Source organism: Nonomuraea monospora, from assembly GCF_039531895.1.
Classification (GTDB): Bacteria; Actinomycetota; Actinomycetes; order Streptosporangiales; family Streptosporangiaceae; genus Nonomuraea; species Nonomuraea monospora.
The window spans coordinates 1-21,956 of sequence record NZ_BAAAQX010000029.1 but is presented as its reverse complement, the minus strand read 5'-3'; the positions used below and the strand labels follow the sequence as shown (position 1 = coordinate 21,956).

Annotated in this window: 22 protein-coding genes and 1 riboswitch; of the genes, 12 read left to right on the top strand and 10 right to left on the bottom strand. The window is 71.6% G+C overall.

Going from position 1 to position 21,956, the window contains the following annotated elements:
- Positions 1-131: 131 nt before the first annotated feature.
- From ABD331_RS41140 to ABD331_RS41120, 5 genes are all read left to right on the top strand, one after another.
- Positions 132-560: an ROK family protein gene (locus tag ABD331_RS41140; protein WP_344487725.1), complete on the top strand. Its 429-nt coding sequence runs from the start codon at positions 132-134 to the stop codon at positions 558-560.
- A gap of 215 nt (positions 561-775) precedes the next feature.
- Entirely contained in the window at positions 776-1,786 is a 1,011-nt protein-coding gene (locus ABD331_RS41135; protein ID WP_344487723.1) for a rhamnogalacturonan acetylesterase, read from the top strand.
- A gap of 130 nt (positions 1,787-1,916) precedes the next feature.
- The gene (locus tag ABD331_RS41130; RefSeq protein ID WP_344487721.1) at positions 1,917-2,942 is read left to right on the top strand and encodes a LacI family DNA-binding transcriptional regulator; all 1,026 of its coding nucleotides are present in this window, start codon (positions 1,917-1,919) and stop codon (positions 2,940-2,942) included.
- On the top strand, positions 2,939-4,054 hold the full coding sequence (locus ABD331_RS41125) for a mandelate racemase/muconate lactonizing enzyme family protein (RefSeq protein WP_344487719.1): 1,116 nt from the start codon (positions 2,939-2,941) through the stop codon (positions 4,052-4,054). Before ABD331_RS41130 ends, ABD331_RS41125 begins: the two co-directional genes overlap by 4 nt.
- A gap of 22 nt (positions 4,055-4,076) precedes the next feature.
- Positions 4,077-5,342, top strand: a complete 1,266-nt coding sequence (locus tag ABD331_RS41120) for an MFS transporter (protein WP_344487717.1) — start codon at positions 4,077-4,079, stop codon at positions 5,340-5,342.
- A 2-nt stretch (positions 5,343-5,344) separates the two neighbouring features.
- Here the strand turns inward: ABD331_RS41120 and ABD331_RS41115 are convergent, their stop codons facing one another.
- Positions 5,345-5,842 carry a cysteine hydrolase family protein gene (locus ABD331_RS41115; protein ID WP_344487715.1) on the bottom strand — a complete coding sequence of 166 codons (498 nt, stop codon included), beginning with the start codon at positions 5,840-5,842 and terminating at the stop codon, positions 5,345-5,347.
- 91 nt (positions 5,843-5,933) lie between these two features.
- On the opposite strand from ABD331_RS41115, the gene ABD331_RS41110 reads away from it, so the two are divergent.
- Positions 5,934-6,527 (top strand): TetR/AcrR family transcriptional regulator, encoded by a 594-nt coding sequence (locus ABD331_RS41110; protein WP_344487713.1) that lies wholly within the window; start codon positions 5,934-5,936, stop codon positions 6,525-6,527.
- A 56-nt stretch (positions 6,528-6,583) separates the two neighbouring features.
- Here ABD331_RS41110 and ABD331_RS41105 read toward each other — a convergent pair whose 3' ends face one another.
- Together ABD331_RS41105 and ABD331_RS41100 are read right to left on the bottom strand one after the other, a co-directional pair.
- Entirely contained in the window at positions 6,584-6,985 is a 402-nt protein-coding gene (locus tag ABD331_RS41105; RefSeq protein ID WP_344487711.1) for a hypothetical protein, read from the bottom strand.
- A gap of 98 nt (positions 6,986-7,083) precedes the next feature.
- The gene (locus ABD331_RS41100; protein WP_344487709.1) at positions 7,084-8,334 is read right to left on the bottom strand and encodes an MFS transporter; all 1,251 of its coding nucleotides are present in this window, start codon (positions 8,332-8,334) and stop codon (positions 7,084-7,086) included.
- 133 nt (positions 8,335-8,467) lie between these two features.
- On the opposite strand from ABD331_RS41100, the gene ABD331_RS41095 reads away from it, so the two are divergent.
- The gene (locus ABD331_RS41095; protein ID WP_344487707.1) at positions 8,468-9,358 is read left to right on the top strand and encodes a helix-turn-helix transcriptional regulator; all 891 of its coding nucleotides are present in this window, start codon (positions 8,468-8,470) and stop codon (positions 9,356-9,358) included.
- A 2-nt stretch (positions 9,359-9,360) separates the two neighbouring features.
- On the opposite strand, the gene ABD331_RS41090 is transcribed toward ABD331_RS41095, so the two are convergent.
- Together ABD331_RS41090 and ABD331_RS41085 are read right to left on the bottom strand one after the other, a co-directional pair.
- The gene (locus ABD331_RS41090) at positions 9,361-9,501 is read right to left on the bottom strand and encodes a hypothetical protein (protein ID WP_344487705.1); all 141 of its coding nucleotides are present in this window, start codon (positions 9,499-9,501) and stop codon (positions 9,361-9,363) included.
- A 13-nt stretch (positions 9,502-9,514) separates the two neighbouring features.
- Complete coding sequence (locus ABD331_RS41085) at positions 9,515-10,162, bottom strand: nitroreductase family protein (protein WP_344487703.1); 648 nt, start codon at positions 10,160-10,162, stop codon at positions 9,515-9,517.
- A 114-nt stretch (positions 10,163-10,276) separates the two neighbouring features.
- Here ABD331_RS41085 and ABD331_RS41080 point away from each other — a divergent pair, with 114 nt between their 5' ends.
- Positions 10,277-10,741 (top strand): MarR family winged helix-turn-helix transcriptional regulator, encoded by a 465-nt coding sequence (locus tag ABD331_RS41080; protein ID WP_344487701.1) that lies wholly within the window; start codon positions 10,277-10,279, stop codon positions 10,739-10,741.
- Here the strand turns inward: ABD331_RS41080 and ABD331_RS41075 are convergent.
- The 3 genes from ABD331_RS41075 to ABD331_RS41065 all read right to left on the bottom strand — a co-directional run bounded on the left by ABD331_RS41075 (position 10,725) and on the right by ABD331_RS41065 (position 13,106).
- The gene (locus ABD331_RS41075) at positions 10,725-11,363 is read right to left on the bottom strand and encodes a Pr6Pr family membrane protein (RefSeq protein ID WP_344487957.1); all 639 of its coding nucleotides are present in this window, start codon (positions 11,361-11,363) and stop codon (positions 10,725-10,727) included. The two genes, ABD331_RS41080 and ABD331_RS41075, sit on opposite strands and share 17 nt — an antisense overlap.
- Before the next feature lie 123 nt (positions 11,364-11,486).
- Positions 11,487-12,266, bottom strand: a complete 780-nt coding sequence (locus ABD331_RS41070) for a glycoside hydrolase family 25 protein (RefSeq protein WP_344487699.1) — start codon at positions 12,264-12,266, stop codon at positions 11,487-11,489.
- Between the two features lie 10 nt (positions 12,267-12,276).
- Positions 12,277-12,426: riboswitch (cyclic di-AMP (ydaO/yuaA leader) on the bottom strand.
- A 230-nt stretch (positions 12,427-12,656) separates the two neighbouring features.
- Positions 12,657-13,106, bottom strand: coding sequence for a DUF4383 domain-containing protein (locus tag ABD331_RS41065; RefSeq protein ID WP_344487697.1), 450 nt, complete (start codon positions 13,104-13,106; stop codon positions 12,657-12,659).
- A 117-nt stretch (positions 13,107-13,223) separates the two neighbouring features.
- Here ABD331_RS41065 and ABD331_RS41060 point away from each other — a divergent pair, with 117 nt between their 5' ends.
- Entirely contained in the window at positions 13,224-13,895 is a 672-nt protein-coding gene (locus ABD331_RS41060) for a carboxymuconolactone decarboxylase family protein (RefSeq protein ID WP_344487695.1), read from the top strand.
- Positions 13,896-13,975: 80 nt separating this feature from the next.
- Here ABD331_RS41060 and ABD331_RS41055 read toward each other — a convergent pair whose 3' ends face one another.
- Positions 13,976-15,331, bottom strand: a complete 1,356-nt coding sequence (locus ABD331_RS41055) for an MFS transporter (protein WP_344487693.1) — start codon at positions 15,329-15,331, stop codon at positions 13,976-13,978.
- Positions 15,332-15,385: 54 nt separating this feature from the next.
- On the opposite strand from ABD331_RS41055, the gene ABD331_RS41050 reads away from it, so the two are divergent.
- Positions 15,386-16,033 carry an SMI1/KNR4 family protein gene (locus tag ABD331_RS41050; protein WP_344487692.1) on the top strand — a complete coding sequence of 216 codons (648 nt, stop codon included), beginning with the start codon at positions 15,386-15,388 and terminating at the stop codon, positions 16,031-16,033.
- 10 nt (positions 16,034-16,043) lie between these two features.
- Here the strand turns inward: ABD331_RS41050 and ABD331_RS41045 are convergent, their stop codons facing one another.
- The gene (locus ABD331_RS41045) at positions 16,044-19,229 is read right to left on the bottom strand and encodes a family 78 glycoside hydrolase catalytic domain (protein ID WP_344487690.1); all 3,186 of its coding nucleotides are present in this window, start codon (positions 19,227-19,229) and stop codon (positions 16,044-16,046) included.
- Positions 19,230-19,455: 226 nt separating this feature from the next.
- On the opposite strand from ABD331_RS41045, the gene ABD331_RS41040 reads away from it, so the two are divergent.
- Both ABD331_RS41040 and ABD331_RS41035 read left to right on the top strand, forming a co-directional pair.
- The gene (locus tag ABD331_RS41040) at positions 19,456-20,460 is read left to right on the top strand and encodes a LacI family DNA-binding transcriptional regulator (protein WP_344487688.1); all 1,005 of its coding nucleotides are present in this window, start codon (positions 19,456-19,458) and stop codon (positions 20,458-20,460) included.
- Positions 20,461-20,658: 198 nt separating this feature from the next.
- Positions 20,659-21,956, top strand: a 1,298-nt coding sequence (locus ABD331_RS41035; RefSeq protein ID WP_344487686.1) for an ABC transporter substrate-binding protein, incomplete at its 3' end; no start/stop codon positions are given.

The window sequence follows — 21,956 nt, the reverse complement described above, 5'->3', positions numbered from 1 at the left end:
CCGCCACGCCCCTGGATTCCGCCACGCCCATGGATCCCGGCACGCGCGTACATCCCGCCACGCGCGTGGATCCTGGTACTGGCGTGGATCCCGCCTCACGCGTGGATCCCGGTACGGGCGTGGATTCCGGCATGTCCGTGGATCCCGGCACGCGGACGGACGATGCGGAATCGCGGTCAGGTGACGAGGGCAGGCGGACAGGTGATGCGGGCAGGCGTCCGGACGACGCGGGCAGGCGGACGGAGGCTGTCACGGCCAAGGGCCTGGCCGACGACGCCCGGGCCGGAGCCTCAGTGCCGCTGGCGGCGTTCGAGCGGGCGGCCGACGCGCTCGCCACCGTCATCCTCAACACCGCAGCCGTCGTCGACCTCCACCACGTCGTCATCGGCGGCGGCGTCGCGGCGGCCGGCCCGCTGCTCATCGACCCGCTGCGCGACCGGCTCGCCAAGCGCGCGGGCATGGACTTCGTCCGCCACGTCAAGGTCGCGCCGACCAGCCTGGAACGGAACGCCGGCCTGTACGGCGCCGCCGCCCTGGCACTCCAGGCATCAGAAGGATGAGGATGGCGGCGGCGGACAGCGTCTGAGTTGAACCGTTTACACGGACATCATCGGATCATGCACGGCACTACAAGTCAAGGTTGCGCCCTGACGTAGAAACCGTTTAAATCCAGATGTCCGACGCGTGTCACTCACGTTGCCGCCCATCGGCTCACGCAAGGAATCACGTCCCATCTCCACCGCTGCCCGGAAAGCGCTTACCCAGGAGACAGTCCGTGAGAACCCCCATCCTGCTCGCCGCCGCCCTCCTCACCCCCTTGGCGATCACCTCACCCGCCCACGCCGCCACCCCCGACTGCACCGGCGAGTCGCCCATCGTCTGCACCTTCGACGTCCCCACCGGCGACTACGACGTCACGGTGGTGCTCGGCGACAAGGAGTCCGCCGCGCAGACCTCCGTACACGCCGAGACCAGACGCTCGCTGGTGCCGCTCACCGCCACAGAAGCGGGCAGGCTCACCCGCCGCACCTTCACCGTCAACGTCCGCGAGCCGGAAGGTCAGCCCACCGGCCCCGCCGGAACCCCCGGCCTGACCCTGACCTTCGACGGCCCCAGCCCGCACGTCGCCAAGATCAAGGTCACGCCTGCCCGTCATACCCGCCGCATCTTCCTCGCCGGCGACTCCACCGCCTGCGACCAGGACGGCTACCCCTACTTCGGCTGGGGTCAGGCCCTGCCGTCCTTCCTCGGCCGCGGCCTGTCCGTCGTCAACCACGCCGACAGCGGCGAGAGCAGCGTCTCCTTCCTCAACGACGCGGCCTTCTTCCCCGCGCTGAAGCCGCAGATCCGGCGCGGCGACCTGGTGCTGATCCAGTTCGGGCACAACGACAAGAGCACGACGGCCGAGGACTTCCGCGCCAACCTGTCGGCCATGGTGGCCGGGGTGCGCGAGCAGGGCGGCCGGCCCGTGCTGGTCACCTCCATCGTGCGCCGCCGCTTCGAGGGGACCCAGCTCAACGACCTCGGCCTGATCATCCACGGCGGCGTGAACCTGCCCGCCGAGACCAGAGCGGTCGCCGCCGCCGAGAACGTCCCGCTGATCGACCTCACCGCCCGCACCGAGCAGCTCGTCGAAGCGCTCGGCCCCGAGGGCTCCAAGCCGATCTACCTCACCGACGTCAACGGCGACAACACCCACCTGTCGGAGTACGGCGCCCACCAGTACGCCGCGCTGGCCGTCGAGGAGCTGCGCGCCGCCCACCTCATCGGCGACCGGCACCCCTGACGTGCGCACCTTCCCTCAGGAGAGACGTATGACCCGCTGAGCGCCGGTCGGGCTTGTCCTCACCGCGCACCACGCTGTAACGTGCAGTTTCGTCAACAGTTATCGATAACAGCACGAAGAGTAGTCAGCCATGTCAGAAGCGAGAGCGACCATCTACACGGTCGCCCGAGCGGCCGGAGTCAGCGCCCAGACCGTCTCCCGCGTGCTCAACGGCACAGGCCAGGTCAGCGCCCGCACCCGGGCCGCCGTACTCGCCGCGATCGAGGCCCAGGGCTACCGGCCGAACGCCGTCGGGCGGAGCCTGCGCGCGTCCCGCACCCCGATGATCGGCATGCTCGTGGCCGACGTCGGCAACCCGTTCTACGCCCGGCTGCACCGCGCGATCGAGCGCCGGCTGGCCGGCAGCGGCTACTCGCTGATGCTGATGAACTGCGACGACGACGCCCGGATCGAGCATCGCCAGCTTGAGCTGCTCCGCTCGTACCGGCCGACCGGGCTGGTGATCGTGCCGTCGGTCGGCAGCTCGCTAACCGACGCGAGGCTGCAGGAGTTCGGCCACGTCGTGAGCGTGAGCCGGGTGCTCGGCGGCGTGCACGTCCCGGCCGTCGTCACCGACGAGGCGGACGCCGTCGCCGCGGCGGCGTCCGAGCTCGTCGCGTACGGGCACACCGGGATCGCCGTCATCCTCGGCCCCCGCGAGGCGTCCACCACCCGAGCCCGTGAGCAGGGCTTCCGCACAGCCGTGGACAGCCACCCCCAGGCCCGCGGGCTGGTGCGCTACACCGACGGCACGCGGCAGGGCGCGCAGGAGGCGGCCGAGGCGCTGCTGCGCGCGCATCCCGAGGTCACCGGCGTGATCGGCTTCAACGCGCTGGTCACCGAAGGGATCGTGAGCGCCCTGCTGACGGCCGGGCGGCGCTGCCCCGAGGACGTCTCGGTGATCGGGTTCACCGACGCCGGATGGATGACCCTGCACCGCCCGGCCATCTCGGTGATCGACCAGCCGGTGGAGGAGATGGGCGCCCTCGCCGGCCGCCTGCTGCTCGACATGGCCGCGGGCCAGAGCGTCGATCCCGGCCCGCACGTCGTCCCGAGCACGCTGGTCAGGCGTGGATCGGTCGCACCGCCGTCCATGACGAAGGAGCGCAGAGCATGAAGATCACAGCGGTCGGCACCCACGTCGTCACCGAGAAGCTGAAGGTGCCGTTCGGCATGTCCCAGTGGTACTGGGAGGCGCGCGGCAGCTGCCTCGTCGAGATCGCCACCGACGAGGGGATCTCCGGATGGGGCGAGTGCTTCGGCCCCGCAGAGGGCAGCCGGGCGCTCATCGACTCCGTGTACGCGCCGCTCCTGGCAGGGGCCGACCCGTTCGAGCATGTCGCGCTGTGGGAGTCGATGTACAACCGCGGCCGCGAGTGGGGGCGCGCGGGCGTGCCGATCGCCGCGATCTCCGGCATCGAGATCGCCCTGTGGGACGTCGTGGGCAAGGCGCTCGGCCAGCCGATCCACCGGCTCCTCGGCGGTAGGGCGCCCGCCTCCTTCGACGCGTACGCGTCGGCGTTCTACTACGGCGGTGACTGGGCCGGCGACATCGAGGCGGAGGCGCGGCACCTGCTCGACCAGGGATACCGGCACGTCAAGATGAAGGTCGGCGCTGACCTGCGCACCGACCTCGAACGGGTGCACCGGGCGCGCGCCGCGCTGGGTCCGGACGTGCTGCTGGCCGCCGACGCCAACCGCGGCTACACCACCGCCGAGGCCCTGCTGTTCTGCCGCGAGACCGAGGCCGACGCGCTCTGGTTCTTCGAGGAGCCCGTCATCCCTGAAGACCTGGCCGGTTACCGCGAGATCCGGGCGGCCACCTCGGTGCCGATCGCCGGCGGGGAGTCGGCGTTCACCCGCTGGGGGTTCGCCGACCTGATCGAGTCGCGGGCCGTGGACCTGCTGCAGCCCGACGCCACCGCCTGCGGCGGCATCCGCGAGACGCTGCTGATCGCCGGGATGGCGAGCGTCCACGGCATCCCGACGCTGCCGCACGTGTGGGGGTCGGCGATCACGGTGGCCGCCGGGCTGCACCTGGCCACCGCGCTGCCCGTCGTCACCCCTTCACTCAGCCGCACGCCGCCGGTCATCGAGCTCGACCAGGCGCCCAACTCCTTCCGCCAGACCCTCTCCGACCTCGCCATCGGCCCGGTGATGTCCGTACCCCAGGGGCCCGGTCTCGGCATCGAGATCGATCGGACGGTCATCGAGGCGTACCGCGCCTGACCACGTCAGTTAAGGAAACACCGTGTCACTCGACCCGCAGACCCTCCCAGCACCGGCTCCGTCCCTTCCCCGCAAGTGGCTGCGCATCGGCGGCCTCCTCCTGGTCGGCCTGTTCGTCGCCTACCTCGACCGCTCCAACCTGTCGGTCGGGATCAAGAACGTCGCCGCCGACCTCGGATTCGACGGCGCCGAGTTCGCCGGCACGTCGAGTGTCGCCCTGACGGCGTTCCTCGTCGGCTACCTGATCTCGAACTTCCTCGGCGGCTTCCTCACCGCCAAGATCGACGCCAAGTGGATCCTGGTCGCCACCGTCGCGGGCTACTCGCTGTGCACGTTCCTCATCGGCTTCGCGGACTCCGTCGCCGTCCTGGTGGCGCTCCGCGTCGGCGTCGGCGTGTTCGAGGGGATCTACTGGCCGCAGCAGTTCCGGATGGCCAAGGCGTGGTTCGACGAGCGTGAGATGACGCGGGCCAGCGCGATGATCCAGTACTACGGGCAGTACCTCGCGCTGGCGCTCGGGTTCTTCCTGCTCACCCCGATCGAGGCGGCGTTCGGCTGGCGTCCCATGTTCTGGGTGCTGGGGGGCATCGGGCTGCTGGTCGTCCTGCCGCTGTACGCACGGTTCCTGCCCGCCGCGCCGGCCGAGCCGGCCGCCACCGCCCGTCCCATCGCGGACGGTAGCGCCGCCCCGAAGCCGAAGCTCACCTTCGCGGCCTTCGGCGGCTGGCGGTTCGTGCTGATCGTCTTCAGCTACTTCACCAACGGCATGCTCTTCTGGGGCATCACCCTGTTCATCCCGCTCATCGTGCCCACGTTCGGCTTCGCGACGAGCGTCAACGGCCTGCTGTCCGCGGCCCCGTACCTCGTGTCCCTGCTGCTCACCGTCCCGATGATGATCCTCGCCGACCGGACGGGACGGCGCGGCCCCATCGCGGTCTCCGGGCTCGTCGTCGGCGGGATCCTGCTCGCCTGCGTCGCCATCACCGGCTCCGCCGTCCTGCAGTTCGCGCTGATCTGCCTCGGCCTGGGCTACTTCACGGCCGCCTACACGCCCAACATCTGGGCGATCGCGGTCACCGACCTGCCCGCCCACGTCGTGGGGCCCGCCACCGGGATCATCAACGGCTTCGGCGCCGGGGGCGGCGGCATCGTCGCGGGCGCCCTCGTCGGAGCGCTGCTCGCCGCCACCGGCACGTACGCGCTCGGCCTGTCCATCCTCGGCCTCGTCGCCATCCTCGGCGGCCTGGCGCTGTTCCTCTACACCAGGATGCGACCGGCGCCCGCCTGAGCTCAGGGGGTCCCGACCTGGGCGGGCCGCACCATGTCGGCGATGCGCCACAGCCCGAGCCAGCTCTCCGGGAAGATCGACGGGTCCACGAGCGCGGCGTGCGCCTGCGGGTCGGGGTCGGCGCACGCGTCGGCGCAGACGGCCACCTGATAGCCGAGGTCGTGCGCCCACCGGGCGGTCGACAACACCGTGCCCGAGGTCGCCACCCCGGCGACGACCAGCCGGCCGACCTCGGCCTCCCGCAGCCGTTCGTGCAGGTCGGTGGTGGCGAAGGCGGAGAACGAGGACTTGGCGAGCACCGGCTCGCCGTCCCTCGGCGCCACCGCCGGATGGATCTGCTCACGCATCGGCCCCGGAACCGCGTGGAACACCGGCAGCCCGGCCGTCCTGGCCGACTCCAGCGCCTGCGAGGCGTGCTGAACGACGGCGGGATCGTGGCTGTAGTTGTCGATGATGTAGGTGACGAGATCCAGCGCCAGGAACGCGGTCCGCTCCGCCATGGGGCTCCCTTCTTCGCGACAACCGGAGACAGCGCCCCGGTTGTCGGCGACGCTACCATAAGCGGAGACAACGCCCCGCTTAGAGGAGCTGATGCGTGTGCAGGCCGACCGGCAGCCCCTGCGGGCCGACGCCCGCCGCAACCGGCAGCGCATCCTGGACGCGGCCAGGCAGGCCTTCGCCGCCGAGGGCCGGTCGGTGCCCCTCGATGAGATCGCCCGCCGCGCCAAGGTCGGTCCCGGCACCCTCTACCGCCACTTCCCCACGAAGGAAGCGCTCTTCGAGGCGATCATCCACGAGCGGCTGCGGCTGCTCATCGAGCAGGCCCGCGCGGCCTGTACGGCCCCCGACCCGGCCGGGGCGCTGTTCGGCGCCATCGACGCGGTGGTCGCCGACGCCCAGGCCAAGGCGGAGCTCATCGACGCCCTCACCGGCACCGGCATCGACGTGCACGGCTCGGTCGCCGCGATGGCGGCCGAGCTGCGCCACGAGATCGCCCGGCTGCTCGAACGGGCGCAGGAGCACGGCGTGGTCCGGCGCGATGTCGGCATCGGCGAGGTGATGGCGCTGCTCGGCGGGGTGATCGTCGCTCTGCGGCAGCCGGGGGGTGCGGGGTTGGTGCCCGAGCGCGCCCTGGCGGTGTTGCGTGACGGCCTGCGTGCCGGGTGCGCGGCCGGCGTCCGATGACCTCGTGGCCCTCGCAGCACCACGCAGGTCATCGACGCCGAAGGCGGGACGGCGCGTCACTTGCTCCAGGTGTAGGAGACCGAGGCGAGTTCGGCGAACATGTCCCCGCCGACCCTGAAGGCGGCGATGTACTGGCCCTTGCCGATCCCCTTGCCCGACACCCGCTTGTACGTCACCCCGCACGAGGTGCTGCCCAGCTTGATCGAGCTGCTGAGGACGTTCGGCTTCTTGGGCCTGAACACCACCAGCTCGCCGGACACGCACCTCCCCTTGCTCTCCTTGTAGTAGACGCTGCCCCAGACCGTGTTGTTGGTCCAGTCCCGCCCGACGCACACGGTGGCGCCCGATTCCGTCTTGCACTTGTACAGGACGTCCGCCGAGGCGGGCGTGATGGTCAGGGCCGTCATGGTGGCGGCCAGGGCTGAGGCGCCGAGTACTGCTCGAATCCTGCTGGACATGTCTCTCCTCCGGAAACCGGGCAATTCCTGTCGGAATTGATGGCTTGATGGAAGCTGACATTAGGAGCGGGCGGTATGTCGCCGGTATGCCGGGCGCGTCAGGCGGGCGCGTACGGAGCCTCGTCCGCGACCTCGCCCGTGAAGCCGCGCAGTTGAGGGCTGAGCGCGGCGACGGCGGCGACCAGCACGAGCAGCCCGCCCAGCGCCACGACCGCCCAAGCCCCGCCCAGCACCGCCGCCAGCACCCCGCCGAGAACGGGCCCGAGCGGCTTGAGCGCCATCCCGCCCATGCTCAGCACCGCCCCCATCCGGCCGAGCATCCCCTCCGGCACCATCCGCGCGACCACCACGTTCATCACCACGTTCAGCGACGGCGTGGACAGGGTGATGAACACCAGCGGGGCCATCGGCCACCACACCCCCCACGGCAGCGCCGTCGCCGCCAGCGCGACGCCGAAGACGGCCACGACCGCGATCAGCAGCCGGCCGGGCGGCAGCAGCCGGCCGATCCGGCCCGACAGCAGCGCCCCCGCCAGCCCGCCGACGCCGAGCGCGGCCAGCACCGTGCCGGTGACGCGGGAGTCGCCGCCACGCTCGCCGACGAGCACGATCAGCGGGATCAGGAACGCCCCGCCCAGCAGGTTGAGCACCATCACCGCCGCGGTGGCCTCGCGCAGGCCGCGCCGCCGCCACAGCCAGACGACGGCCTCGGCCGCCTCCCCGAGCAGGCCACGCCGCTCCTGCTGGGGGGAGGGCTGGTCCGCCGGGCGGCGCGGCACCTTGGCCAGCGCGTAGCAGAGGGTGGCGGCCAGGAAGGTGACGGCGTCCACGACGAACGGCACCGCCCGCCCCAGCCCGTACAGCAGGCCGCCGAGCGGCGGGCCGAGCAGCCCGGCGGCGTGCGTGCGGGCCTCCTCCTGCGTGTAGGCGCTGTGCAACTGGCTTCGCGGGACGATCCCGCGGATCGCCGTGTCCAGGACGGGGCCGGTGAACGCGGCGCACAGCCCGTCCAGCATCGCCAGCGCGACGAACTGCCACGCCTCCACCTGCCCGGTGAGGACGAGCGCCGCCAGCAGCGCGGAGACGGCGGCCTGCAGACCCTGGGCGGTGATCAGCGTGCGGCGGCGGTCCCACCGGTCCACCCAGACGCCGGCCGGGAGCTGGACCAGCAGGAACGCGACGGTACGGGCGCCCGCGACGACGCCCGCCAGCCCCGGCGAGCCGGTCAGGGCCAGCACCAGCAGCGGCATGGCGAGCCTGGTCAGCTCGGAGCCGAGCTGCGAGACCGCGCTGCCGGCCCACAGGAGCTGGAACCGCGCGTTCTTGCGCAGCGGGACGATGCCGGGCATGAAGGCTCTTCCTCGGATACGACGGCGGGAACCCGGAGAAGCTACCACCATCCCGGCGAGCCCGTCGTCGGTGGGAACAGCGGTACCATCCTCGCATCACCGCTGATGGGCGCGCATGCGTGAGGATGAACGCATGACAACGACATCACCCGGCGCTGGGCTGGGCGCGACGATCCGCGCCTGGCGGGATCGGCTGCCGCCGTCCGCCGCTGCGTTGCCCGTGCGGACCGGGCGCCGCGCGAGCGGGCTGCGGCGCGAGGAGCTGGCCGAGCTGGCGGGCATGTCGGTCGACTACGTCGTACGCCTGGAGCAGGGCCGCGCCACGACACCGTCGGCGCAGGTGGTGGCGTCCCTGGCCCGCGCGCTGCAACTGTCGGCCGCCGAGCGGGACCACCTCTACCGGCTGGCCCGCCTCGTCCCGCCCGCCGACGGCGCGATCTCCGACCACATCCCGCCCGGCGTGCACCGCGTGCTCACCCGGCTCGGGGACGTGGCGGTGGCCGTGTTCGCGGCGGACTGGCAGCTCGTCTGGTGGAACCGGAGCTGGGCCGCGCTGCTCGGCGACCCCTCGTCCGCGCCGCCGCACCTGCGCAACTTCGCCCGCGACAGGTTCCCGGTGGACGGCGGGCCCGCCCGCCTCGCGCAGTGGCCCGTCGCCGAGGCCGACCGCGACGGCACGGACGCCGCCGTCGTGTCTGACCTGCGCCGTGCCACCGGCCGCTTTCCCCGCGACGCCCGCCTCGCCGGGCTGATCCGCACCTTGAACGCCGGTAACCGGCGTTTCGCCGAGCTGTGGGCGACCGGGGCGGTGGCCGCCCACCGCGAGGACCACAAGACGATCGAGCATCCCTTGGTCGGCCCTGTGACCGTGGACTGCGACGTGCTGGGTGATGGCGACTCCGAGCTGAAGATCGTGGTCATGACGGCCGTGCCCGGCAGCGAGGACGAGACGAAGCTGCGGCTCGCTGGCATCGCAGGACACGTGGGCAGCGCGGGGACGGCCGATCAAGCCGCCGGCCGCTGACCTCACACCAGCCCCGCCACCGACAGCTCCCAGTCCAGCTCCCACACCCGCAGCGCACCGTCCGGGGTGGCGGCGACCACGTCCACCCGCGTGCCGTCGTCACCGAGCACCCGCAGCGACCGCCCCATGGCGACGTCCCACACGCGGGCTCCCTGCTCACCACCGCTGCCAGTGCAGGACCTCTGCGCGCGGGACGCGGGGAGCGGGCCTGAAGTCCGTGCCGAGGGTGAACGCGAGGGGAAGGAACGCGGCCAGCATGACCTCGTCGTACGGCACCCCCAGCACCCCGGCGAGCTCCCGTTCGAGCGGCGCCTGCGCGGTCGTCCACACGGTGCCGAGGCCGCGTGCCCGAGCGGCCAGCATGAAGCTCCACACGGCGGGCAGGATGGAGCCCCACGTGCCCGCCTGCACGTCCACCGGGGCGTGGTCGGTCCGTCCCTCCACGGCGGGGATGACGAAGGCGGGCACGCGGTGGATGTTGGCGGCGAGGTGACGCAGGCCGTCGAAGACCCGGTCGGTGGAGCCGGGGTGGTAGTTCATCCGCCACAGGTCGCGCTCGGTCAGCGGCGTGCCGCTCGCCACGGATTGGGCGCGCAGGAAGAGGTCGGCCACGGCCCGCCGCTGCCGCGGCTCGGTGACGACGAGGAAGTGCCAGCGCTGCCGGTTGCGGCCGGTGGGCGCCTGCACGGCCAGGTCCACGCACTCCTCGATCAGCTCGCGGGGCACGGGGCGGGTGAGGTCGAGCCGCTTGCGCACGGCGCGGGTGGTGCTCAGCAGCTCGTCAGGGGTCAGGTCCAGGATCATGACGTCGCTCTCCTCAGGTGCGTGACGACGTCTTGGACCGTATGCCTACCAATCGTCTGTCGTCAAACTATCTGGATGCATACTAGAATGGCGGCTCACCCTGGAAGGAAGACGATGGCGACGACGAGCAAGGCGGCCCGTGGAGAGGCGTACTTCCCGAGGCTCGCCGCCGAACGGCTGGACATCGCGCTGTGCCGGGCCTCGGCCGCGGTGTCCAGAGCCGCGGACGCGCACGCCGCCGAGGAAGGGCTCGGGGTCGGACAGCATCTCGTCCTGCGGATGCTCGACGCCGTCGGGCCCAGCTCCCAGCAGACGCTCAGCGAGGAGCTGCGCATCGACCGCAGCGTCATGGTCGGCATCTGCGACGACCTGGAGCGGGAAGAGTACGTAAGCCGCGAGCGCAACCCGCGCGACCGGCGCTCCTACGCCGTCACCATCACCGACGCGGGGCGGCGGCGGCTCGCCGCGGCCCAGGCCGGGATCCCGGGCTTCCTCGACGACACCTTCCACGCCCTCACCGAGGAGGAGCGCGGACAGTTGAGCGGAATCCTCGTCAAACTGCTCAGCCGAGGTCTCTGACCGGCTCGGTGTGGCGTGGGGGGAGCGCCCTTCGGGCCGTGAGCCTGCGCAGGCCGAGCAGGGCGTACCCGAGCACGACGAACGCGGCCAGCACGCCTGCGGCCACCGCCGCGACCGTCGGCCAGCCGAGCCGCTCCACGTTCAGGAACGGGTAGACGTAGCGGCGGGGCAGGTTGGGGGCGGCGAGCAGGACGAACGCGCCGTACAGCAGCGGGTACACCAGCCAGGCGAACGGCGCGGCCCAGCGGGCGGGGCGGGCCCGGTCGAAGGCGGCCCAGTCGGCGACCGCCATGACCGGCGTCACGTAGTGCAGCAGGAAGTTGCCCCAGTCGCGGGCGCCGCCGCCGTCCAGGAGCAGGAGCGGGTTCGCCAGGTCCCGGGAGACGTAGTTGACCAGGCAGGTGACCAGCAGGTACAGCGTCACCGCGCCCTTCACGCCGATGGCGGCCGGTCTCGTGCGGCCCGCGACCAGCCGCCAGGCGTAGTACAGCGCGAGCATGACGTTGCTCTGCACCGTGAAGTACGCCCACGGGCGGCCGATCGACGTCGTCAGGCACGCCAGGCCGGTCACGGTCGCGGCCACCAGGAGGATCCGCCACACCGTGATCCGGGCCTCGCGCATGTCCGTCACGAAGATCAGACTAATGCCTGAAATATCGGGCAGCTCCGCTCAGGCGGCGCGGGCTCGGGCGGCGCCGCGCAGGCGGTGCTGCGCAGGCGGTGCTGCTCTCAGGCGGTGCTGATCTCAGGCGGTGCGCCTGCCGAGGTCGCGCAGCGCGTCCGGGCTGAGCGCGGAGACGTTCTGGTCGATCGGGGAGTCGGTGTACTGGTGGATCGTCCAGGACTTCCAGTCGGCGGGCGGGGTCACCATGCCCTTGTCCCTGCCGTAGTGCGCGACCCAGAGCGGGTAGCCGGCCAGGCCCTTGCCGTAGGTGTCGGCGAAGTTCCAGCCGCTGTAGAACATCGGCGTGACGCCGGTCGCGGCCTTCACGTGCGACAGCCAGGCCTTGGCCCAGGCGTTGACCTGCTCGACGGACTGCCCGTCGCTCGTCTCCAGGTCCAGCACCAGCAGGTCGCCGGCCTTGGCGGGCTGCGCGTTGACCACGGAGAGGAAGTGGTCGGCCTCGGCGATGGGGTCGTTGCCGGGGTGTCCGTAGTGGTAGGCGCCGCGGACGATGCCCTTGGCGCCGATCTCGCGCCAGTTCCTGGCGAACGAGGCGTCGCGGAACTCGGTGCCCTCGGTGGCCTTGACGATGCCGAACTGGGCCGGGCTGGCGTTCCAGTCGTAGAGGGGCTCGTAGTTGGAGATGTCCAGGCCGTAGGAGAGCGGCTGCTTCTCGTGCTGGATCTCGTGCGAGGCGACGTGGTCCGTACGGGCGGCGTGCTGCTCGGCGCCGGAGGCCAGCGCCGTGCCGGTCACGCCGGCCAGCGCGGTGGCGCCTGCCAGGATCGCGCCGCCGACGGCCAGGCCGAAGCGCTCGGACAGCTTGTTCTTGAGGGTGGTGGCGAGCCGGGGCTCGGGCATGAGGTGTGACTCCTTGCTTCCATGCCGCCTGCCGGGTTAGCTGTCGGGTTCGGGCTGGAAAGTGCCCTACGGGTGCGCGGCTCGTGGTCGGCGTCCGATTCACCCCGGAAGATTGGGTCCCCGGTTCCGCTCGTCGTCGCGGATTCGGCGGCCGAGCGTGGTTCTCGCTCGGTCCGGTCATCAGAGTGGTGACGGCATGACAGACAAGGCGTCATTACGCGTGCACCGCCTCTAAAAAGGTACATATCACCCCAAAAGCGGTGCAAATATGGCAAAGGGAATCCCCTGGTTGAGGGATCCCCGATGCCGTCCCAGCCGGGGATTCACGGCCGGGTAAATCTTTCCGCCCGCGAGCGCCCCCCTCGCCGCTCGTACGGGCGGAAAGTGACGTCAGTGACCGCTGGTGGTGACGGGGCGACGCCCCAGGACCAGGCCGAGAGCGATCATGACGGCGGCCAGCCCCAGATGCAGCCAGTTGTCGGCCGCGTTGACCGGGACGAAGTTGGCCGGGCTGTCGTGGCCGACGAGCATGCCGTAGATCCACAGCAGCAGGTAGATCGCCCCGCCGGCGATCAGGAAGTTGCGCGCGCCGGCCGAGGTCCGGGCCAGCAGCACGCCCGCGACGCCGAACAGCAGGTGGACGACGTTGTGCAGGATCGACACCTGGAAGACGCCGAGCAGGTGCGCGCCGGACCCGTGACCCGCGAACCGCAGGTCGCCGTAGTCGGTGGTGATGCCAGGGATGAAGCCGAGCACGCCGGCCACCAGGAACACCACCCCGATGACGAGAGCCGCGAGCTGTACGGGGGAGCGGGTGGTGCGGGAACGCGGGGTGTCCATTCGTGGACCTCCCTCTTTGGGGGAACCCGCCCCCTACCCCCACAGGGTGCCCTTGTATGCGAACGACCGTTGCCTTACAGTCGTAGCCCTACAGTTGTTCACTTAACGGAGGACCCCATGGAATCCCTGGACGCGGTGTTCGACGAGATGGCCGCAGCCACCGACCGTCTGCTCTGGAACGAGATCCCGGAGCTCAGCGCGCGCGAGAAGGCCCTGCTCTGCCTCACCGCCGACGTCTGCCAGCAGACCCTCGGCCTGCCCTTCGCCCAGCACGTCCGGATGGCGGCGGACAGCGGCGTGTCCGCCGACGACCTGCGCGAGCTGCTCCGCTTCGTCGCCTACGACAGCGGCTACCCGGCCGCGCTGTCGGCGCTCGCCCGGCTGGCCGAGCTGGAGCGCGAACACGATCTGCCCGGCCCCACCGGACGGGGTCACGAGGTGAACGCCGACGGCACCGGCAGCCCGCTGCCCGCCGCGATGCGACAGGCCGTGGCCGCCCTCGACGAGCCCTTCAGCCGGTACATGGACCTGCAGTCGCGCATGCGCGGCGGTATGCGGCTGTTGTCGGTACGGGAGCGCGCGTTCGTCACGATGACCGTGGACGTGCTCTACCAGACCCTGGAGGAGAGCTTCCGCGCCCACCTGACGCGGGCGCTCGGCGCCGGGGCGACGCCGGAGGAGGCCCGTGCCGTCGTGCGGTTCTCGGCCCGGTTCGGCATGACCAAGGCGTGGCGGGCCATGCACGTCCTCGACACCCTGCTCGCCGAGCTCACCGCCACCTCCGCCTGACGCCGCCCGCGCCTGCTCGCGGGGGCGGACGGCAGTGCGGGTGGCGGGCAGTGCGGTGAGGTGCAGGCGGCGGTGCCCGGTCAGGCGTCGGCTTGCCGGGTGAGCAGTGTGAGCAGGCCCGCGCAGGCGTACGCGACCGCCGCCACCCACGCCGCGTGGTGCAGCCCGGAGACGAAGGCGGCGGGCCGGGCCGGGTCGCCGCCGACGGCGCCGAGCGCGGCCACGCCGACCGCGCCGCCCGCCTGCCGGGCCGTGTTGTTCAGCGCGCTGGTCAGCCCCTCCCTGCCGGGCGGCGCGGCCCCCATGGCCAGCGCCACCACGCTGGGGGTGAGCAGCGCCGCGCCGACGCCGATGACCAGCATGGCCGGGAACAGCGGCCCGTACCCGGACCAGGGACGCACCAGCAGCAACAGCAGGAAACCCGCGACGAGCAGCCCCAGCCCCGCCAGCATGACGGGCTTGGGCCCGTGCCGCCCGGTCAGCCGCCCCGCGTACGCGGGCAGCAGCACCAGCGGCAGGAACAGCGGCAGCAGCGACAGGCCCGCCTCGACGGGGCTGCGGTGCTGGACGGCCTGGAGGTAGAGGGTGAGCAGCAGCATGACGCCGTTGATGCCGAAGTTCATGGTCCCCGCCACGACCGTGCTGACCGCGATGGGCGGGTGGCGCAGCAGCGCGAGCGGCACCATGGGGTGCGCCTGGCGACGTTCGGCGACGACGAAGCACGCACCCGAGATCAGCGCGAGCGTCCCGGAGGCGAGGACTGGAGGGGCGGTGGGGCCGTAGCGGCCGGCCTCGATGACGGCGAACGTGACCAGCCCCAGCGTGGCCGTGCCGAGCAGCATACCCAGCACGTCCAAGGGCCGCCGCTCGGGCGCGCTCTCCCGTACCGTCACCAGGACCGCCACGATGACGACGGCGACGACCGGCACGTTGATCCAGAACACCCACCGCCACCCCAGCGCCTGCACGAGCAGCCCGCCGACCACCGGCCCGGCGGGCAGCGCGAGGCTGCCGATGGCCGCCCAGGCGCCGATGGCGCGGGCGCGCCGCTCGCGCTCGGGGTAGAGGGTGGTGATCACGGCGAGCGTGCCGGGCAGGAGGAGCGCTGCGCCCACGCCCTGCACCACGCGGGCCGCCACCAGCGCCCCGATGCCCGGCGCGAGCGCGCACGCCGCTGAGGCCAGGCCGAACAGGACGAAGCCCGCCGTGACGACGCGCCGGTGCCCGTACCTGTCGCCGAGCGTGCCGCCGGCCAGCAGCAGGCCGGCGAGCGTGAGCTGGTAGCCGTCGATCACCCACTGCAGGTCGGCGACGTGGGCGGCGCCCGTGCCGCGGCCGATGGACGGCAGCGCCACGTTCACGATCGTCACGTCCAGCAGCACGAAGAACATGCCCGCGCACATCACCACGAAGGGCACGGTTCGTCGTTGATCCATGAGGTGTCCCGTTTCCGCACCAAGAGGCGGGAAACACGCGGCTAGGGTGCTGCAGTGATCAAGATGAGGTCCTTACGCGCCACGCTCGCCCTCGTCCTCGTCGCGGCGGCCGCCCCGGGCAGCACGCTCGTGCTCGAAAGCCGCTACGTGTCCTGCACGCACCTGCTCGGCGGCGGCGTCTCGGTCACCTGCGGCAACCCCGGGACGGAGGCCAGGCGGCGTGAGCACCTGCTGCGCGTCGGGGAGGCGAGCGGGCCGGGCTGCGAGGGCATGGTGGCGGCCGGGCCCGCGCCCACGGACGTGCCCGTCACGTCCTGGGTGGGCATGGACCCGCCGCCCGGCCCGGCGCCGCGCGCCACCGACCCGGCCGTGACCGCGCGCGTGAACGCCGCCTGGGACCGGATCGAACGCTGGCTGGGCGCCCACGCCTCCGCGACGCTGCGCGGGCTCGCCCGGCCCGCCGACCCTGGCGACGTCGAGACGTGGGAGGGCTACGTCCGGGCGAAGATCCCCGACGCGCTGTACGCGTCGCTGAGGCAGGGGGACGCCGATCCCGAGAAGGGGCTGTGGCACGGGAGCCTGATGCCGTTCGCCTCCTCCGGCGAGCCGCTGCGCGAGTGGCATCCCGCCGTCACCGTGAGCTGCGAGCTGCGCTGGTCGGACGAGCCGGCCCCGTCGCCACCGCCAAGCTGCGGAGGCTAGCGGTACGGGATCATGGTGTCACCGCCACGAACGCGTAGGTCCCGGACGGCACCCCGTAGACGGCGTGCCCCCCGTCCATGCGCAGGAATGCGGCCCGCTGCGAGCTGACGGCGGGGCGCTCCTCGGCCGGGACCCACACCTCGGCCGTGGTGTTCGGCGGCACCTCGACCGCGAGCGTGAAGCGGCGATCGCTCCTGGTCCACTCCGACCGGACGGTGCCGTGCGGTGTCACGTAGTGCCCCTTGACGTAGGTGAGGTCGCCGACCGGTTTGGGCTGGATGACCAGCTCGCGGTAGGCGATGGAGCCGTCGGCCGGGCGGATGCCGGCCAGGCCGCTGTGGAACCACTCCTCGATCTGGGCGAGGATCATGTGGTTCTTGGAGTCGCCCCGGTTCCAGCGTTCGCCGATGGTGGTCATGCCGCCGGGGTTGGCGGTGGTGGACGCCATGAAGTAGCCGTAGCTGGGCTGGGCGTCGCTCTGCAGCAGCTCCCACAGGACGTCGTCGCGACCGCCGGCGGCCAGCGCCCGTACCGTCGGGGCCATGCCGATGGTGCCGCCGCTGAAGTGCGGGCCTGCGCCGTTGGGGTGGAAGGCGTACATCAGCTCCACCAGCGCGTCGAGGACGGCCTGGCGCTCGCCGTCGGGGACGAGCCCGGCGTCCAGGGCGAGCGCCTGCGCCGTCTGGGTGGCGCCGGTGGCGCTGGCGTCGCCGGCGGCGGTGTAGCGGCGGAGCTGCTGGTTGTAGAAGTGGCTGTTGAAGGCGGTCTTGATGTCGGCGGCCAGCGCCTGGTAGCGGGTGGCGTCGGCGGCGTGGCCGGTGAGTTCGGCCATCTGCGCCAGCTTGCTGATCATGGTGTAGTAGCCCCAGGTGCCGGTGATGCGGCCGGAGGTCTGGTCGGCGGCCACCCAGTCGGCGAGCGCGGCGTCCACGATGTGCGCGTCCGCGCCCGTGCCAGCCTTCTGCCGCTGGATGTAGTCGGCGAACAGCACCATCTGGTCGTAGTGGCGCGCCATCGTCGAGGTGTCGCCGTACAGCTCGTACAGCATCGCCGGGACGAGGATGATCGCGTTGCCCCAGTTGATCTCGTCGCCGAAGCGTCCGCTGTAGCCCCAGTCGTAGACGGGCGTCTTCAGCGCGACGTTGCCGCGCATCGGGGTGTCGGCGATCGACTGACCCTCGACGAGGTGCCGCATGGTGGTCCTCAGGTACGCGGCGAGCTGGTGGTCACGGTGGATGGCGCCCATCGGCATCGTGTAGTCGGCCGGGTAGGACAGCTTCTCCCGGCCGGGACAGTCGGTGAAGACCGACATGATGTTGGACGCGAACGAGTAGCGGGCCATCCGGTGAATCCGGTTGATCCGCGCGTTCGAGGTGGTCACCGCGCCGGCCACCGGCGTGTCGGCCTGCAGCCGGACGCCCTTGATCAGGCTCTTGTCCGGGATGTACCCCTCGGGCAGGCCGGTGACCTGCACCCACTGCATGCCGAAGTAGTTGAAGTCGGGGTGCCAGCTCTCCCCGCCGGGCAGCCCTGCCGTGGTGTAGGTGTTGAACAGGTCGCGGCCCCGGTTGCCGCCGCCGCCCATGAGGGACGCCTGGTCCACGGTGCCGTCGGCGGCCAGCGACTCGGCGGGCGACATGCGGATGGTGACACCGGCGGGCACCTGGCCCTGGAGATTCAGCACCGGCCAGCCGGTGATGTTCTGGCCCAGGTCGAACACCCAGACTCCCGGCGCGGGGTTCGTCATCGAGACCGGGGTGAAGGTCTCGACGGCCCTGACCGGCTCGGCCGCGCGGGCGACCAGCTTGGTGGCGAGGTTCGGCGGCGGCGCGATTCCGGCGTCCGTCCAGGCCATGGGGGTGCCGTCGCGGCGCCCGGCGGTGGGGGAGAGGTCGGCGCCGGGCTGGTCCCAGCCGGGTTGCTCGCGGCGGGCGTCGTGGTCGGACCCGGAGTACCAGGCGTCGGTGACCAGGGGGCCGAGGGCGGTGCGCCAGGTGCGGTCGGAGACGATGACGTCCGATGAGCCGTTGCCGTAGGTGATCTCCAGGCGGGCGATCAGGCGGGGCGCCACGGCCGCGCCGGCGCTCGGGTCGCTGGCGGCGACGTTGTTGCCGGAGCCGGTCACCGCCGCGCCCGCCGGGTGCGGTTTGTCCAGCGCCGGGGTGAAGGTGAGGTCGGCGGCGCCGATCGCGGTGATCGTCCGGGATTCGAGGTTGTCGCCGCCGTCGCCGGTGTCGATGTTGACGGTGCCGCCGACGTGGTAGCCGGTGACACCGCTCAGCGTCACGGTGGTGGCGCCGGGGGCGGTGTCGGCGGTCAGGGTGCCGCTGCCCTTGAGCTGGCTCTGCCACCAGGAGTAGGGCGCGGTGCGGCCGGCCGCCGGGTTGGTGACGCTGCGCCGCACGTAGGCGGGCCCGTTGCCGAGCCGCACGCCGAGCGTGTTGGCGCCGGCGCGCAGGCCGCGCGTGACGTCGTAGGCGCGGTACTCGCTGGAGAGCTGGTAGTTGGAGTTGCCCGGGGCGAGCACCTCGTCCGACAGCTCGCGGCCGTTCAGCGTCGGCAGGTGCAGGCCGACGCCCGACAGGTAGAGGCGGGCACTGGCCACGCGCTTGCGCCGGTCGAGGTCGAACGCGCGGGCGAAGATCGGCATGGGTTGCGCCTCGGTGCGGCCGGGGTGCTCGATCCAGCGCGCCGCGCCCCAGTCGTCCTGCCGCAGCAGGCCCATCTCCCAGGACGACGGCCTGCTCCAGCCCGAGGGCTGCCGGTCCGCGCCCCAGACGCGCACGTGCCAGCTCAGCCGCTGCCTGGACGCGAGCGGCGGCCCGCCGTAGCGGACGCCCGACTGCGTGGCGCTCGCCACTTTGCCGGAGTCCCACAGCAGCCGCCCGCGCCTGAGGTCGCTCTCGCCGGCGGCCACCTGGATCTGGTACGCGGTCTGCGCGTCGGCCGGGCAGGCGGCCCGGGAGCCTGGACGGTGGCACGGGTGCCCGGCGGACTGCCGGGCCGGGATCATCCGCCAGGCCAGCGAGGGGGCGGGGTCGTCGATGCCGAGGGGCTGGTCGGGCCTGCCGTCCACCCGCAGGTCGACGACCTCGACGTGGGGTTGCGCGGCGGCGGCGGGTGCGGGGTCGAGGGGCTGCACGAGGACGAGGGTGAACAGGCCTGCCAAGACGCGCAGGCGGCGTAATGAGGACACAGGTGTCACTCCCTGCGGCTCTAAAAAACGATTTAAGAACCTTGCAGACCCCGCTAACGTAAGCTCTCCCGGATCCGCCGTCAAGGCTCGGTTGAGAAACGGTTCCCGTAGTAAGAGCACGTCAGTCCATCACGAATGCGGGATCACGGGTATCGATACCGCTCGTAGAATCGGACCACGCCTCGGGAAATGGAGCTCCATGGTCACGCCTGCTCGACGACGACGAGTGACGATCGCCGACGTGGCGAGCCACGCGCAGGTCTCCGTCACGGCGGTGTCCAAGGTGATCAACAACGCCTACGGCGTCAGCCCCGCCATGAAGGACAAGGTCAGGACGGCCATCGACGAGCTCGGCTACCGGCCGCAGGCCGTCGCCAGGGGCATGCGCGGGCGCACGTTCACGATCGGCCTGGTGCTGCCGCACATCAGGAACCCGTTCTTCGCCGACATCCTGGACGGCCTGACCGCGCACCTGGAGAACACCGACTACCAGGCGTTCATGATCCAGGGCGGCGCCACCCGCAAGGTCGAGCACCGGGCGGTGGACGCCCTCATGGACCGGCAGGTCGACGGCATCATCATGGTCGCCCCGCTGGCCTCCAGGTCGCGCCTGGAGGAGGTGGCGAAGGAGAAGCCGCTCGTGGTGCTCGCCCGCCACGAACGCTCCCCGCACTACGACTCGGTCTTCGACGACGACGAGGCGGGCGCCGAGCTGGTGGTCGAGCACCTCATCGGCCTCGGCCACCGCAGGATCGCGCACATCACGCACCAGGACGACAGCATCGCCCGCCCGGCCGACCTGCTGCACAACATCCGTTCTGCGGCCTACGAGCGGGTCATGCGGGAGCACGGGATGGCGGCCGAGATCGCGATCGCGACCAGCTTCTACAGCGAGAAGGGCGGCTACGACGGTGCCCGCGAGCTGCTGAGCCGCACGCCCCGCCCGACGGCGATCTTCGCGGGCGCCGACCAGGCGGCGTTCGGCGCCCTGGCCGCCGCCCACGAGGCGGGCCTGTCCGTCCCGGCGGACGTCTCGATCGCCGGCTACGACAACACCCACCTGGCCGCGCTGCCCAACATCGCGCTGACCAGCGTCGACCAGGACGGCGGCGAGATGGGACGCGCGGCGGGCAAGCTGCTGCTGGAGCGCGTCGAGGGCCGGATGACGCCGGTGCGCTTCTCCGTCACCCCGAGCCTGGTCGTCCGCTCGTCCACGGCCGCACCCCGCTGACCCCGCCATCGCCAGGGCCCTGAGAAACGTCTGCTCAGCGTGGGAACCGGTACTTTTTTCGCGGCCTTCTCATCGCGTCCATCTGCAGAAACACTGGGAACCGTTACCCAAACACGGGGTTGACACCTTCTCCAGTTACGCCTACGTTAACCGCATCGGGGAGTGGCTTAAAACGATTCAACAGCCCTGGAGGGGTGTGTGAAGACCTCCCACCGCCTGCTTGCCGCGGCCCTGGCCGTGCTCGCTACGGCGGCACTCACGTCGTGCGGGTCCGGCTCGGAACCCGCCACCGACGGCACCGTGACCCTGACCTTCATGACCGGCAGCGACCAGTCGACCGTGGACACCTCCAAGGCCCTGGCGAACGCCTTCATGAAGGCCGACCCCACCGTCAAGATCGAGATGGAGCACCAGCCGGGCGGCAGCGAGGGCGACAACGTCGTCAAGACCCGCCTGTCGACCGGCGAGATGACGGACGTGTTCTGGTACAACTCCGGCTCGCTGCTCCAGGCGCTCAACCCGGCCCAGACCCTCGTCGACCTCACCGGCGACCCCGTCCTGGCCAACGTGCAGCCCGAGTACCTGCCCGTCGTGACGAACGAGGGCAAGGTGTTCGGCGTCCCGGCCACCACGCTCACCGGGGGAGGCATCCTCTACAACCGCAAGGTCTACGAGCGGCTCAAGCTGGAGGTGCCGAAGACCTGGGCCGAGTTCATGGCCAACAACGACAAGATCAAGGCCGCCGGGGTCACCCCGGTCATCGGCACCTTCAAGGACACCTGGACCTCGCAGCTCTTCGTCCTGGCCGACTACCACAACGTCCAGGCCGAGGCGCCGACCTTCGCGCAGGACTACACCGCGGGCAAGGCCAAGTACGCCACCACGCCCGCCGCCACCGGCGGCTTCCAGCACCTGGCCGACGTGCACGCCAAGAACCTCATGCAGGAGGGCTTCGGCTCTGCCACCCTCGACCAGGGCCTGAAGCTGCTGGTCGAAGGCAAGGGCGCGCACTACCCGATGCTCAGCGGGCTGCTGCCGCCGCTGCTGGCCACCTACCCGCAGACCGCCACCGACATCGGCCTGTTCGGCGTCCCCGGCACCGACCCGGCCAAGAACGGCGCCACCGTCTGGGAGCCCCCGGCCATCTACATCGCCAGGACCACCGAGAAGCTGGACGCGGCCAAGAAGTTCCTCGCCTTCGTCGCCTCACCCGCGGGGACGGAGGCGGTGACCGCGGCCGTGCAGCCGTCGGGGCCGTACCGGATCAAGGGCGCCAAGCTGCCGGAGGACGCCCTCCAGGTGGCCAAGGACCTGCAAGGCTACCTCGACCGGGGCGCCACCACGCCCGCGCTGGAGTTCCTGTCGCCCATCAAGGGCCCGTCGCTGGAGCAGATCACCGTCGCCGTCGGCTCCGGCCTGACCCCGGCCGCCGAGGGGGCCGCCCAGTACGACAAGGACGTGGAGAAGCAGGCCAAGCAGCTGGGGCTCGCGGGGTG

Coding starts and splice junctions, on each gene's coding strand:
- ABD331_RS41140 (WP_344487725.1), top strand. CDS start 132: ATGTCCGTGGATCCCGGCACGCGGACGGACGATGCGGAATCGCGGTCA.
- ABD331_RS41130 (WP_344487721.1), top strand. CDS start 1,917: ATGTCAGAAGCGAGAGCGACCATCTACACGGTCGCCCGAGCGGCCGGA.
- ABD331_RS41125 (WP_344487719.1), top strand. CDS start 2,939: ATGAAGATCACAGCGGTCGGCACCCACGTCGTCACCGAGAAGCTGAAG.
- ABD331_RS41115 (WP_344487715.1), bottom strand. CDS start 5,842: ATGGCGGAGCGGACCGCGTTCCTGGCGCTGGATCTCGTCACCTACATC.
- ABD331_RS41110 (WP_344487713.1), top strand. CDS start 5,934: ATGCGTGTGCAGGCCGACCGGCAGCCCCTGCGGGCCGACGCCCGCCGC.
- ABD331_RS41105 (WP_344487711.1), bottom strand. CDS start 6,985: ATGTCCAGCAGGATTCGAGCAGTACTCGGCGCCTCAGCCCTGGCCGCC.
- ABD331_RS41100 (WP_344487709.1), bottom strand. CDS start 8,334: ATGCCCGGCATCGTCCCGCTGCGCAAGAACGCGCGGTTCCAGCTCCTG.
- ABD331_RS41095 (WP_344487707.1), top strand. CDS start 8,468: ATGACAACGACATCACCCGGCGCTGGGCTGGGCGCGACGATCCGCGCC.
- ABD331_RS41085 (WP_344487703.1), bottom strand. CDS start 10,162: ATGATCCTGGACCTGACCCCTGACGAGCTGCTGAGCACCACCCGCGCC.
- ABD331_RS41080 (WP_344487701.1), top strand. CDS start 10,277: ATGGCGACGACGAGCAAGGCGGCCCGTGGAGAGGCGTACTTCCCGAGG.
- ABD331_RS41075 (WP_344487957.1), bottom strand. CDS start 11,363: ATGCGCGAGGCCCGGATCACGGTGTGGCGGATCCTCCTGGTGGCCGCG.
- ABD331_RS41070 (WP_344487699.1), bottom strand. CDS start 12,266: ATGCCCGAGCCCCGGCTCGCCACCACCCTCAAGAACAAGCTGTCCGAG.
- ABD331_RS41065 (WP_344487697.1), bottom strand. CDS start 13,106: ATGGACACCCCGCGTTCCCGCACCACCCGCTCCCCCGTACAGCTCGCG.
- ABD331_RS41060 (WP_344487695.1), top strand. CDS start 13,224: ATGGAATCCCTGGACGCGGTGTTCGACGAGATGGCCGCAGCCACCGAC.
- ABD331_RS41055 (WP_344487693.1), bottom strand. CDS start 15,331: ATGGATCAACGACGAACCGTGCCCTTCGTGGTGATGTGCGCGGGCATG.